This is a genomic window from Photobacterium sp. GB-72 (genome assembly GCF_003026095.1).
In the GTDB taxonomy this organism is placed as follows: domain Bacteria; phylum Pseudomonadota; class Gammaproteobacteria; order Enterobacterales; family Vibrionaceae; genus Photobacterium.
In genome coordinates this window covers 52,535-64,782 of sequence record NZ_PYNV01000018.1, presented here as the reverse complement: position 1 = coordinate 64,782, position 12,248 = coordinate 52,535, and the positions used below count along the sequence as shown (strand labels likewise).

The 12,248-nt window shown below is 44.0% G+C and carries 12 protein-coding genes; 6 read left to right on the top strand and 6 right to left on the bottom strand.

Features of this window, described 5'->3' with window-relative positions:
* Window positions 1-7 precede the first annotated feature (7 nt).
* Genes lysA through yigB form a run of 5 tightly spaced genes read left to right on the top strand, consistent with a single transcriptional unit; the run spans window position 8 to window position 4,496 of the window.
* Window positions 8-1,258, top strand: a complete 1,251-nt coding sequence (gene lysA / locus C9J40_RS17605; protein ID WP_107207809.1) for a diaminopimelate decarboxylase — start codon at window positions 8-10, stop codon at window positions 1,256-1,258.
* Window positions 1,259-1,296: 38 nt separating this feature from the next.
* A complete protein-coding gene (gene dapF, locus C9J40_RS17600; protein ID WP_107207808.1) occupies window positions 1,297-2,127 on the top strand; it encodes a diaminopimelate epimerase in 831 nt (276 codons plus the stop codon).
* On the top strand, window positions 2,124-2,828 hold the full coding sequence (locus tag C9J40_RS17595) for a DUF484 family protein (protein WP_107247549.1): 705 nt from the start codon (window positions 2,124-2,126) through the stop codon (window positions 2,826-2,828). The genes dapF and C9J40_RS17595 overlap by 4 nt, the downstream gene beginning before the upstream one ends.
* Before the next feature lies 1 nt (window position 2,829).
* Window positions 2,830-3,735 (top strand): tyrosine recombinase XerC, encoded by a 906-nt coding sequence (xerC, locus tag C9J40_RS17590; RefSeq protein ID WP_107247548.1) that lies wholly within the window; start codon window positions 2,830-2,832, stop codon window positions 3,733-3,735.
* A gap of 32 nt (window positions 3,736-3,767) precedes the next feature.
* On the top strand, window positions 3,768-4,496 hold the full coding sequence (gene yigB, locus C9J40_RS17585; RefSeq protein ID WP_107247547.1) for a 5-amino-6-(5-phospho-D-ribitylamino)uracil phosphatase YigB: 729 nt from the start codon (window positions 3,768-3,770) through the stop codon (window positions 4,494-4,496).
* A 58-nt stretch (window positions 4,497-4,554) separates the two neighbouring features.
* Here the strand turns inward: yigB and C9J40_RS17580 are convergent, their stop codons facing one another.
* The 4 genes from C9J40_RS17580 to C9J40_RS17565 are packed head-to-tail and all read right to left on the bottom strand — an operon-like array spanning window position 4,555 to window position 6,922.
* Window positions 4,555-5,007, bottom strand: a complete 453-nt coding sequence (locus C9J40_RS17580) for a DoxX family protein (protein ID WP_107207805.1) — start codon at window positions 5,005-5,007, stop codon at window positions 4,555-4,557.
* Window positions 5,000-5,818, bottom strand: a complete 819-nt coding sequence (locus tag C9J40_RS17575; RefSeq protein WP_107247546.1) for a DNA-binding domain-containing protein — start codon at window positions 5,816-5,818, stop codon at window positions 5,000-5,002. Before C9J40_RS17575 ends, C9J40_RS17580 begins: the two co-directional genes overlap by 8 nt.
* The gene (locus C9J40_RS17570) at window positions 5,796-6,659 is read right to left on the bottom strand and encodes a DUF692 domain-containing protein (RefSeq protein WP_107247545.1); all 864 of its coding nucleotides are present in this window, start codon (window positions 6,657-6,659) and stop codon (window positions 5,796-5,798) included. Before C9J40_RS17570 ends, C9J40_RS17575 begins: the two co-directional genes overlap by 23 nt.
* Window positions 6,659-6,922, bottom strand: coding sequence for a DUF2282 domain-containing protein (locus C9J40_RS17565; protein ID WP_107207802.1), 264 nt, complete (start codon window positions 6,920-6,922; stop codon window positions 6,659-6,661). Before C9J40_RS17565 ends, C9J40_RS17570 begins: the two co-directional genes overlap by 1 nt.
* Before the next feature lie 216 nt (window positions 6,923-7,138).
* Between C9J40_RS17565 and uvrD the strand changes: the two genes are divergently transcribed.
* Window positions 7,139-9,310, top strand: coding sequence for a DNA helicase II (uvrD, locus tag C9J40_RS17560; protein ID WP_107207801.1), 2,172 nt, complete (start codon window positions 7,139-7,141; stop codon window positions 9,308-9,310).
* A 99-nt stretch (window positions 9,311-9,409) separates the two neighbouring features.
* Here the strand turns inward: uvrD and ggt are convergent, their stop codons facing one another.
* A complete protein-coding gene (ggt, locus tag C9J40_RS17555) occupies window positions 9,410-11,173 on the bottom strand; it encodes a gamma-glutamyltransferase (protein ID WP_107247544.1) in 1,764 nt (587 codons plus the stop codon).
* Window positions 11,174-11,307: 134 nt separating this feature from the next.
* On the bottom strand, window positions 11,308-12,213 hold the full coding sequence (gene rarD / locus C9J40_RS17550; RefSeq protein ID WP_107247543.1) for an EamA family transporter RarD: 906 nt from the start codon (window positions 12,211-12,213) through the stop codon (window positions 11,308-11,310).
* Between the last annotated feature and the right edge of the window lie 35 nt (window positions 12,214-12,248).

Sequence of the window (12,248 nt, the reverse complement as noted above, 5' to 3'; positions counted from 1 at the left end):
AAAAACATTGGATTACTTTAACTACCAGCAAAATAATCAATTATGGGCTGAAAATGTGCCATTAGCACAATTGGCTGAGCAATACGGTACACCTTTGTATGTGTATTCACGTGCAACGTTAGAGCGCCACTGGAAAGCATTTGATGAGGCGGTTGCGACGCACCCTCATTTAATTTGTTATGCCGTTAAAGCGAATTCTAACCTTGGGGTATTAAATGTTCTTGCTCGTCTTGGCTCTGGCTTTGATATTGTGTCACAAGGTGAATTAGAGCGTGTGATTGCCGCTGGTGGTGATCCGGCAAAAGTGGTGTTCTCAGGTGTCGGTAAAACGGCGGCTGAAATGCAGCGTGCACTAGAGCTTGGGATCAAATGCTTCAATGTTGAGTCTGAACCTGAATTAGAGCGTCTAAATAGCGTTGCTGAAGAGCTAGGCGTTACAGCGCCTATTTCATTGCGTATTAACCCTGATGTTGATGCGAAAACGCATCCTTACATCTCAACAGGATTACGTGATAATAAGTTCGGTATTGTGTTTGATCGCGCGGTGGAAGTGTATCGCCTAGCGCATAGCCTGCCACATTTACAGGTTGTTGGTATGGATTGTCATATCGGCTCTCAGTTAACTGATATTACTCCATTTATTGATGCTACCGATCGTTTATTGGCGTTGGTTGATGAGTTAAAAGCCGAAGGCATTCATATTCAGCACCTTGATTTAGGCGGTGGTCTAGGGGTGACTTACAATGATGAGCAACCACCACAACCTGCAGATTATGCTTCGGCATTACTCGCCCGATTAGAAAACTATCCTGATTTGGAGCTGATTTTTGAGCCAGGACGCGCTATTGCTGCGAATGCGGGTGTATTACTGACAAAAGTTGAGTTTCTAAAGCATACTGAACATAAAAACTTCGCCATTGTTGATGCGGCAATGAATGATTTAATTCGTCCGACGTTATATTCAGCGTGGCAAGACATTGTGCCGGTTAGCCCGCGTCAGGGTGAAGCGCATGTCTACGATTTAGTTGGACCTATTTGTGAAACCGGTGACTTTATCGGTAAAGATCGCAGTTTATGTTTAGCGCAAGGTGATTTATTAGCAGTTCGTTCAGCAGGCGCTTATGGCTTTGTGATGGCATCGAATTACAATACCCGTGCTCGTGCGGCTGAAATTATGGTCGACGGTGAACAGGCTCATGTTGTTCGTGAGCGTGAAACGCTAGCGCAACTGTGGCAACTAGAACAGATTATTCAGTAATCATGGCTGCGATGAAATGAAAAAAATTAAGGAACATCATGCAGATTAACTTTTCCAAAATGCATGGGTTAGGCAATGACTTTGTTGTTGTTGACTGCGTGACACAAAATGTATTTTTTTCACCTGATGCGATCCGCCGTTTGGCGGATCGACATCGTGGTATCGGCTTTGACCAACTGTTAGTGGTTGAACCGCCTTATGATCCTGAAACGGATTTTCATTACCGTATTTTTAATGCTGATGGTAGTGAAGTCGAACAATGTGGTAACGGTGCCCGTTGTTTTGCCCGTTTTGTTTCAATGAAAGGGTTAACCAATAAATACCATATTTCGGTGAGTACAAAAGCAGGGAAAATGTTGCTGAAACTTGAAAATGATAATCAGGTGACAGTGAATATGGGCGTGCCGATCTTTGAACCGAGCAAGATCCCGATGAAAGCTAAACAGGCTGAAAAAACCTATATTTTACGTGCAGGTGAGCACACGCTTTTCTGTGGCGCGGCAAGTATGGGGAATCCGCACTGTGTAACGATGGTTGATGATGTTGATACTGCCGATGTCGATACATTAGGCCCGTTATTAGAATCCCATGAACGTTTTCCTGAGCGTGTTAATGCTGGCTTTATGCAAGTGCTCGATCGCAATAACGTGCGTTTGCGCGTTTATGAGCGTGGTGCGGGTGAAACGCAAGCTTGTGGTAGCGGTGCCTGTGCGGCGGTTGCGATTGGGCGAGTGCAAGGTTTGCTGGATGAAAATGTAAAAGTTTCTCTACCTGGTGGTGATTTATATATTCGTTGGGCGGGGGAAGGTAAACCATTATTTATGACCGGCCCTGCCGCTCACGTTTTTGACGGACAATTTATTCAATGACAACACATTCTCAGCAAACTTGTTCATCAGGGGATGACTTGAATGAGGTGCTGAATGAGCAAGCAGTTGTAACTTACTTGCGCAATAATCCCACTTTTTTTTCACGTCAATCGGAGTGGTTGAGTGAGGTGCGGATCCCTCATCAAGAGCGTGGTACCGTCTCTCTGGTTGATATTCAATTAGAGCGACTACGACTACGGATCGCCGAGCTTGAGCAACAACATGCCACGTTACTCGCCAATGCAACCAAAAGTGGTGAGTTATCGGTCTTGTTCTCTAATGCTCAAGTACAATTATTACAATGCCATAATATTTATCAGGTACTGACGATTATTGATACCTTAGCGGCGCAATTGGATCTTTCTGTTTGTCTTCGCTTGTTTGATAGCGAAGATAAGTTGTTATATCTCGAACGTCGCCAATTTAACGATTTTTATCGTTCTCGTTTAATTCAAGATCGTCCGTATTTAGGCCGCTTACGTCGTCCTGAAGCTGAATTGTTATATAGCCATCCGCCGCAGTTAGGATCGTTTATTGTGTTGCCATTAGGTCGATCGGCTGCCAATGGTGTATTGAGTTTTGCGAGCGCAGATGGTGGACATTTTCAACCCGAAATGGACACCTTGTTTGTTGAGCAGTTAGCAACAACCATTAGTTACCTGATAGAGCATTGGCAATATACCCGTGAGGTTATTGACTAATATGTTGCCCCGCAGCTTGGAACAACCACTTGAACGTTTCTACGAATATTTACGTAGTGAACGTGAACTAAGCTTACATACTCAGCAAAATTATAAGCGCCAGCTAACGCGTATTGCTGAACAATTGGTCGAATTGAGCGTCGATAATTGGCAGCAAGTGGATGCCGGTTGGGTTCGTCAAATCGCCAGTAAAGGGATGCGAGATGGCTTAAAGGCGAGTAGCCTTGCGATGCGCTTATCAGCCTTGCGAAGTTTTTTTGATTTTTTAGTCCATCAAAATGTTTTAAAAGCCAACCCTGCAAAAGGCGTTGCGGCGCCACGAAAAGCACGTCCATTACCCAAGAATTTGGATGTGGATGAAATGAATCAATTGTTGGATGTTAACGATGATGATCCATTAGCAATTCGTGATCGCGCAATGATGGAATTGATGTACGGTGCAGGGTTACGTTTAGCCGAGTTGGTTGGTATTGATGTGCGTCATATCAGTTTAAGCAAAGGCGACTTACGGGTAATTGGTAAGGGCGATAAAGAAAGGGTGGTTCCTTTCTCTGGCCTTGCTCGTGAATGGGTAGCGAAATGGCTGAAGTTGCGTGATAATCTTGCTCAAGCAGAAGAGCCAGCACTGTTTGTGTCTAAATTAGGCACGCGTATTTCGACTCGAAATGTGCAGAAAAGAATGGCGGAATGGGGACAAAAACAGGCAGTATCAAGCCACATTAACCCCCATAAACTACGTCACAGTTTTGCGACACATATGTTGGAATCGAGCGGCGATTTACGTGCAGTACAAGAGCTTTTAGGTCACGCAAATTTATCGACAACCCAAATCTATACTCATTTGGATTTTCAGCATTTAGCGAAAGTGTATGATGAAGCACATCCTCGTGCTAAGCGTAATAAATAACATTGACTGCTACGTATCAATACAGAGAAATTATGCATTTTTACCGCCAATTAACGCCAATTAGTGCCTTAACTTTTGATCTTGACGATACCTTATACGATAACCGTCCGGTGATTGTTCGTGCTGAACAAGCAATGCTTGACTGGTTAACGCAGATCTTACCGTCACGTATCATAATTGATAAAACCGTTTGGTCATCGCTTAAATCGCAATTAGCGATGCTAGATCCAATGCTCAAACATGATGTCAGTTTGTGGCGATATGAAACCATTAAAATAGGTTTAATGCAGCTAGGGTTTCGTCTATCAGAGGCAGAAATTTTAGCGCAGCAGGGGTTAGATACTGTACTGGCTGTTCGCAACCAAGTCGATGTTCCTGCAGAAACGCATCGAGTATTACAACAATTAAGTGACCATTTTCCGCTAGTCGGGCTAACAAATGGTAATGTTGATGCAGAAAAAATTGGCTTAGCGCCATATTTTGTCGAGGTGTTTCAAGCGGGCAAAGATGGTTTAGCAAAACCTGAGGCAGATTTATTTAACCTTGCGGTTAATACCCTAAATGTACCAGCCGCGACAATCTTACATGTTGGTGATCATCTTATTACCGATGTAAAAGGCGCGAAACAGCATGGCTTTCAAGCGTGTTGGTTTAACGATCAACAAAAATTGATTCAGCAGCAATCGCAAGCGTTGATCCTACCCGATGTAGAAATTACGCAATTGGCGCAGCTGCTTGAGATTGTCGGATTAGAGCAGTAAAAAAGCGACCATGGGTCGCTTTTTTATTGCGTATAGCATATTAAAACACGATCGATATTTAGAAAGAATGGTGAAGGTGGCCACGATTAAATAAGTGATCAAAAGACAGACTTCCCGCCCCCCAGATCACATTGGTGAGTAGCATCATTCCCCACAGTTGGTGATCATAAAATCCTTTTTCCCAAAGTGCGGGGTAGGAAATGACTGCCATGACGTTAAATCCAAAAAGTACGAATGCCATCGGGCGAGTAAATAGCCCCAGCGTGAGAAAAATAGGGATAAAAACTTCAACCGCAGTACCAATATATGCCGCCCAGAGCCATGGTAATAAGGGTACATGATACTCGTATTCAAAAAGGTATAAGGTGCTGTCCCAGCTTGAGTATTTGATCATGCCAGATTGAAAAAATACCCATGCAACCCAGAGACGAGTAAAGAGCAGCACAAGTGGGATAAAAGGGGTCGTTAGCCGTGAGAAAAAAGGGTCGATACTGCGAATAAAACTATCCATCGTTTGCCTCCACGATATCGTCGGTGAGTTGATATTCAAATAATAAAGGTAGTTGTTCAAGCATCTGTGGCGAGGCTTGTTGAAGTGATTTTTGTTGTTGGCAGTGAATGATTAACGCCCTGAGATCTGAAGAGACGACCTGCATTAATATTTCGTTGCCACGTAATTGAATAACCACGGTTTGTGGCTGATCGATATCAAGTGCTGCCAATGGATCATCAGCGCTAGAAAACGCTGATGCGTGATGGTTGAGTCTTTCACCCTCTACAATATGCCACAAATCTCCGACACTATACTGGCTGGTCAAAACATAGGTTGCCGCAGGAATATGAAAATAGCTTTGTCCAAAGGCATCGGCATTTTCTGAATTTTGAAGGTGTTGTAATTTTTCAAATGGAAAACCGTGTTGTTGTGATGGCATGCGGCTGACAATATCTCGGTACCATTCGAGTTGAGCGAGATCCGATAAATACGGTAAGGCTTTGTTGATGGTTTCATTATTTGCAATGGTGCGATGAAACCCTTCACCGTAATGGCTCACATCGCCTTGGGTTAAGGGAGAATGCAGTATGTGTAATCGCGCCAGTTGAACAAAACAGTCATGGCCGATCATCGCTAGGACTGCGGGATACGTTGCCGAAAGAATATCGGTTAAACTCAAAATAAAATTATTTCGATAAATTTGTAGGTGTTGCTCGGCACTAAAGCTGGTGGCTTTTATCGTCGTAGACGCATAGCTGTGTTTATATTGTAGCGCATCGGAAAAGGCGCTTTGGAGTTGGTGCAGTTCATTGTTGACAGCATATTTCATGGTGATGTTCTCGTTGAAGGAACGCGTTCGCTTTAGCCGCTTCAGCAAGGAGTATCTCTAATGATGGTAATTCTGCATCCCACTCTATTAAGGTTGGAGTATGCTTACCATTTTGCTGTATCCATTGACGATAAAGTTGCCATACAGGCTCACTTACCGGCTTACTATGGGTATCAATCCATATTTCCCCTTCAGGGAATTGTTTCACCGTAAAGCCTGCAAGGTGGATCTCTTTTACCGTATCGGGATTGATGGCATCTAAATAAGTTTGGCAATCAAACTGATGGTTAAAGCTATTGACGTAAAGATTGTTTAAATCTAATAACAAGCCACATCCTGTGCGTTGTTGAACGGCAGTTAGAAACTCCCATTCCGGTATAACTGAGTGCTTAAAACTGAGATAGCTCGATGGGTTTTCAATTAATAATTGTCTGTTGAGGTAATCTTGCACTTGTTCGACATGCGTACAGAAAACATCAAGCGCTTGCTCGGTATAAGGTAGAGGCAGTAAATCGTTAAAGTATTGACCGTTAACTGAACTCCAACTGAGGTGATCTGAAACCGCAAAAGGATTAACAACGTCAATGAGTTGTTTCAGTTGCTTTAAATGCTCACGGTTAATTGGATCGGCTGAGCCAAGGGATAACCCAATACCATGGCAACTCATCGGGTAATGCTCGATGATGGCTAACAGTTGTTGATATTGAGGCGTATAGCGGTTGAAATAGTTTTCACTGTGAATTTCAAGCCAGCCAATATCCGGACGTTGCGCGATAATCGGTTGGTGATGAGGTGAGCGTAAACCCACCCCAACCATATCCGTTAATAATGGATAGCTCATTATGCGGACTCTGTTGAACCACCATGAAGGCGATCGCAAAGCCCTTTAGGCATCGCAATGAAGGCATCTTTTTGACCATCTTCTTTCGCTGAGCCTGCACATGATGTGGTTTTCGTTGCGCAGTCATTTTTTCCTGCTTTCGCCACCCCATAACATTTTTCTTTTGCTTCGCCAGCAACGGCAGAAGTTGAGGCTATTGTACCTGCTAATGCGATAAGACCTGTCATGGCTGATGCGAGTGCAAGCTTGTTTACGTTGTTCATGATGAAACCCTCATTGAGATATAACTTAGTTGGCTGATTTTTATGTGGCGTTAATACGCTCTGTTTAATAGGAAAGGGGATGGCTGATATTTATTGCGAAAAAAAATGATTAAAATTAAAACAATTTTCTGCACCAAGGAAAGATGAAGATATCGAGGCAATCTTTTTTCGTGCTGTTATAATCATCACCATTGTATAAATAACCAGTAGATAGCGATGGACGTTTCACTCCTATTAGACGGGCTCAATGATAAACAAAGAGAAGCGGTGGCAGCGCCGTTGGGTAACCACCTCGTACTGGCTGGCGCCGGTAGTGGTAAGACACGAGTGCTGGTTCATCGCATTGCTTGGTTGTTATCGGTAGAGCAAGCATCACCGTATTCGATCATGTCGGTGACCTTTACCAACAAAGCGGCCGCAGAAATGCGTGGGCGTATTAATGAGTTAATGCACGGCTCAAGTGCGGGGATGTGGAATGGTACGTTCCACGGACTATGTCACCGCATGCTACGTGCTCATTACCTTGATGCGCGTTTGCCGGAAGATTTTAATATTTTAGATTCTGATGATCAGATGCGTTTATTGCGTCGCTTGATCAAAGCGCAGAATCTAGATGAAAAGCATTGGCCCGCTCGTCAGGCTGCTTGGTATATCAATGCCAAGAAAGATGAAGGCTTACGTCCTAAACACGTTGAAACCTATAGCGATCCTGTAGAGCAAACTTGGCTGCGTATTTACACCGCTTACCAAGAAGCGTGCGATCGTGCGGGTATGGTCGATTTTGCTGAACTATTGCTGCGATCTTACGAGTTATTGCGCGATAACAAGCATATCCGTGAACATTACCAAGCACGCTTTAAGCACATTCTGGTTGACGAGTTCCAAGATACCAACAGCATTCAGTTTGCGTGGTTACGCTTAATGGCGGGACCTGATTGCCATGTGATGATCGTAGGTGATGACGACCAGTCTATTTATGGTTGGCGTGGGGCAAAAATTGAAAATATTCAGCGTTTCTTAAATGAATTTAAAGATGCGTCGTCGATTTTCCTTGAACAAAACTACCGTTCGACCGGCAATATTCTAAATGCTGCCAATGAGTTGATTGCCAATAACAACGAACGTATGGGCAAGAAACTTTGGACTGACGGTGGTGAAGGTGAGCCGATTTCGCTCTATTCTGCGTTTAACGAACTCGATGAAGCGCGTTTTGCGGTGGGGAAAATCAAAGAATGGCGCGATCAAGGTGGCAGCCTCAACGAAACGGCTTTCTTGTACCGTAGTAACGCCCAATCACGGGTATTAGAAGAAGCATTAATTCAAGCTGGACTGCCGTACCGTATCTACGGTGGTATGCGATTCTTCGAACGCCAAGAGATCAAAGATGCGTTGTCTTACATGCGTTTAATCTCCAATCGTAATGATGATGCCTCGTTTGAGCGTGTGGTAAATACCCCGACGCGTGGTTTGGGCGATCGCACGTTAGAGACGATTCGTTTAGCTGCTCGCGATCGTGGTTTAACCATGTGGCAATCGAGTATTGCCTTGCTTGAAGAGCAAGTTTTAGCAGGTCGTGCGGCGAATTCATTACGCCGTTTTATCGAGCTGATTAATGCGCTTGAAGACGATACCGCTGACTTGCCAATGTATCAGCAGACTGATGAAGTCATTCGACATTCCGGTTTACGTGCAATGTACGAGCAAGAAAAAGGCGAAAAAGCCCAAGCGCGTATTGAAAACTTAGAAGAATTGGTCACAGCAACTCGCCAGTTTGAAATCCCAGAAGAAGCAGAAAGCATGACGCCACTGGCGGCCTTCTTAGCCCATGCGGCATTAGAAGCCGGTGATGGTCAGGCGGATGACTTTGAAGATGCGGTGCAGTTGATGACGATGCACAGTGCTAAAGGTCTAGAATTCCCAGTAGTATTTATGGTGGGTGTAGAAGAGGGGATGTTCCCTAGCTCACGTACCACAGAGGAAGTGGGACGTTTAGAAGAAGAGCGTCGTTTGTGTTACGTGGGGATGACCCGTGCAATGCAAAAACTGTATATCACGTATGCTGAAATGCGTCGTTTATACGGTAAAGATAACTTCCACAAACCTTCACGCTTTATCCGCGAAATTCCCGACCAGTTCGTCGAAGAAGTCCGCATGAAAGCGCAAGTGTCACGTCCGGCAAGCAGTGGTCGTTTTAGCCAAACACAGGTGAATAACAACTTTAATGAGACAGGTTTTAACCTAGGTCAGCGTGTTGAACATCCAAAATTTGGTGAAGGCACCATCATTAACTTTGAAGGCAGTGGCGCACAAAGCCGTGTGCAAGTAGCGTTTAATGGTGAAGGCATTAAGTGGTTGGTGACTCAGTACGCCAAGCTTACACCAATGTAATAGCATGCGTTTTTAATTGTTCGTAACACCAAAAAATAAAGCCCAGCAATCATCATTGAGTGCTGGGCTTTTTGTTTTTATCGGTGTATTAGCACGCGGTTATTGACTGATCACTTTACCTTCTCGACGAGGATCGGCTGCACCAATAAGCTGATTTGGCGCAATACTTATCGCTTGAATACCTGAATTCAGATCTTTGATTTGGATTTTATAGCCCAGCTTCTCAAGCTTTGGCGCCCACTCTGCCGCGGGCGTGTTTTTTTCAAGTTCAAAGGTACCGAAGCGATTATTCATATTCGGTAAGTTGATCGCTTGTTGTAAATCCATCCCCCAATCAATATATGCGACTAAGGTTTTTGCGAGATAACCAATGATCTGACTTCCTCCGGGTGAGCCGATGGTTAGCACTGGCTGGTTGTTTTTCATCACAATCGTGGGTGTCATTGACGAGCGAGGTCGTTTACCTGGCTCTATTCGGTTAGCAACAGGAACTCCCTCAATTTGGCTGCGGAATGAAAAGTCCGTTAATTCATTATTGAGTAGAAATCCCCTGACCATTAACCGTGAACCAAAACTGTTTTCAATCGTCGAGGTGAGTGAGACCACATTACCTTCTTTATCTACAATCGATAAATGGCTGGTGGAAGGCAGTTCGATCGCTTCATCACTGGCGCGGTTATTGGCATGATTCCAAGGTGGCATTCCCGGTTTTACTTGGGGTAATGCTTTATTTCCCTCGAGTAATTTAGCACGCTCGGCAAGGTAGTTCGGATCGAGTAAGCCACGAACAGGCATTGGCACATAATCACTGTCTGCCATATAGCGACCGCGATCAGCAAAAGCTAAACGCGAGGCATCACCAATTAACTGCCAACTTTTGACGTTATCGGCACCGAGCTTATCCAAGGGATAATGATTGAGCATGGCCAATATTTGCCCCAAGGTTAATGCGCCAGAGCTGGGTGGCCCCATTCCACAAATTTGATATTGACGGTAGGGGGCACAAATAGGCTCACGTTGTTTAACGCTGTAGCTGGCGAGATCCATCGTGTTTAATACCCCAGGATTACCTTCTGCGTTTTGGACGGTATTAACAATATCTCGTGCAATATCGCCTTGATAAAAGGCTCTTGGGCCATAATCAGCAATTTGACGTAAGGTATTTGAATAAGCGTTATTAACTAACTTACTTCCTGCTTGAAGTGGTTTGCCTTGTGAGTCAAAAAAGTAGGCTTTAGTCGTAGGGTAGCGACGAAGATTTTCTGCATCGTTCTCAACCATTGTAGCAAGCCGAGGGCTGACGATGAACCCTTCTTTGGCTAATTTGATCGCAGGAAGAAAAAGCGTTTTCCACGGCAATTTTCCGTATTGCTGATGACTGCGCCATAGCAGTTTAATCGTACCCGGTGTACCGACAGATCGTCCACCGACAACGGCATCATAGAATTTTAGTGGCTGACCTTGATTGTCTTGAAACAAACGGGGAGTCACAGCAAAAGGGGCTGTTTCTCGACCATCAAATGTCGTCATTTGGTTATTGTCATTATCCCAATACACCAAAAATCCACCACCACCGATCCCTGATGATTGTGGCTCAACTAAGCCTAATATTAGTTGCGCGGTGATCATTGCATCAACAGCACTGCCACCCTGACGTAAAATATCAGCTCCTGCTTGACTGGCATAAGGATTGGCCGTGGCGATCATCCACTCTTTACCTGAAACCAACTGTTGTGATTGTTGGTTAATACTCGGCTCAGGTTCAATATGATCAGAGGCTTGTTGAACTTCATTGGCTAGTGCTGGAAATGAAAAACAACAAACACTCAATAAAAAGGCTGTAGCGGAGGTAAACCTTGGCATCGTCAATCCTTATGAGTGGAGTAATGTCGTTAACTGAACGCTATTTTATACTTTTATTTGCTTGAGTTAGATAATAAAAATGAGAGTTCTATCATACATGTCGAATGATTATCTAAAGGCAAACAAGTTAGCTGCTAATTTTTATTATTCGATGATTGCTGATGAGTTCGGATCCCATCAATACTAAATAACAACAGCGCTAACCAAATACAGCCAAAGGTAATGCCATGTTCTAATTTAAACGGCTCTTTATAAATAAAAGTCGCTAATACGAACATCAAACTAGGGCCGATATATTGTAGAAAACCTAAGGTAGAGAGCTTTAATTTCGTTGCAGCACCGGTAAAACACAGTAAAGGCAAGGTAGTGACAATACCGGCAGCGACTAACAGTAAATTGAGATTGAAGGAATTATCCGTCAGGTTAGCCGTTGGGCTGCTACTGATAAAAAAGAGATAAATAGCGGCTAACGGTAACAACACAAAGGTTTCAATAAATAAGCCAGTTTGAGCATCAATATTGATTTTTTTTCGTAATAGGCCATAAAACCCAAAGCTGGTCGCAAGTGCAAAGGCAATCCAAGGTAATGACCCAAATTGAATGAGCTCGGCAATAACACCGATCGCAGCGATTAAAACTGCCGCCCACTGTAAGCGACGTAACCTCTCACCCAGTAACAACATGCCGAGTAGCACATTTAACAGTGGATTAATGTAGTAGCCTAAACTGGCATCTAAAAGATGATTGTTATTGACCGCCCAGATGAAAATAAGCCAATTACAACCGACAAGTAACGCAGATATTGTGAGTAGGAAAAGCGTTTTCGGTTGAGTGAGAACGGCTTTGACACGCACCCACTGGCGGCTGAATGCAATAATGAGTGCAAGGAAGAAGAACGACCAAATCACGCGATGACTCAGTATTTCGAGCGGAGGAACGCAGGTAATGGATTTGAAGTAGATCGGCGCTATTCCCCACATGGTATAGGCAGAAATAGCGAGAATGATCCCACGCTTAGCGAGATTGTTGTTATCTTCCATGAAACTCCAAATCTAACATTGGTTAACTTTTATTC

Coding starts and splice junctions, on each gene's coding strand:
- uvrD (WP_107207801.1), top strand. CDS start 7,139: ATGGACGTTTCACTCCTATTAGACGGGCTCAATGATAAACAAAGAGAA.
- C9J40_RS17575 (WP_107247546.1), bottom strand. CDS start 5,818: ATGAAATATGCTGTCAACAATGAACTGCACCAACTCCAAAGCGCCTTT.
- xerC (WP_107247548.1), top strand. CDS start 2,830: ATGTTGCCCCGCAGCTTGGAACAACCACTTGAACGTTTCTACGAATAT.
- yigB (WP_107247547.1), top strand. CDS start 3,768: ATGCATTTTTACCGCCAATTAACGCCAATTAGTGCCTTAACTTTTGAT.
- rarD (WP_107247543.1), bottom strand. CDS start 12,213: ATGGAAGATAACAACAATCTCGCTAAGCGTGGGATCATTCTCGCTATT.
- C9J40_RS17595 (WP_107247549.1), top strand. CDS start 2,124: ATGACAACACATTCTCAGCAAACTTGTTCATCAGGGGATGACTTGAAT.
- C9J40_RS17580 (WP_107207805.1), bottom strand. CDS start 5,007: ATGGATAGTTTTATTCGCAGTATCGACCCTTTTTTCTCACGGCTAACG.
- C9J40_RS17570 (WP_107247545.1), bottom strand. CDS start 6,659: ATGAGCTATCCATTATTAACGGATATGGTTGGGGTGGGTTTACGCTCA.
- ggt (WP_107247544.1), bottom strand. CDS start 11,173: ATGCCAAGGTTTACCTCCGCTACAGCCTTTTTATTGAGTGTTTGTTGT.
- C9J40_RS17565 (WP_107207802.1), bottom strand. CDS start 6,922: ATGAACAACGTAAACAAGCTTGCACTCGCATCAGCCATGACAGGTCTT.
- dapF (WP_107207808.1), top strand. CDS start 1,297: ATGCAGATTAACTTTTCCAAAATGCATGGGTTAGGCAATGACTTTGTT.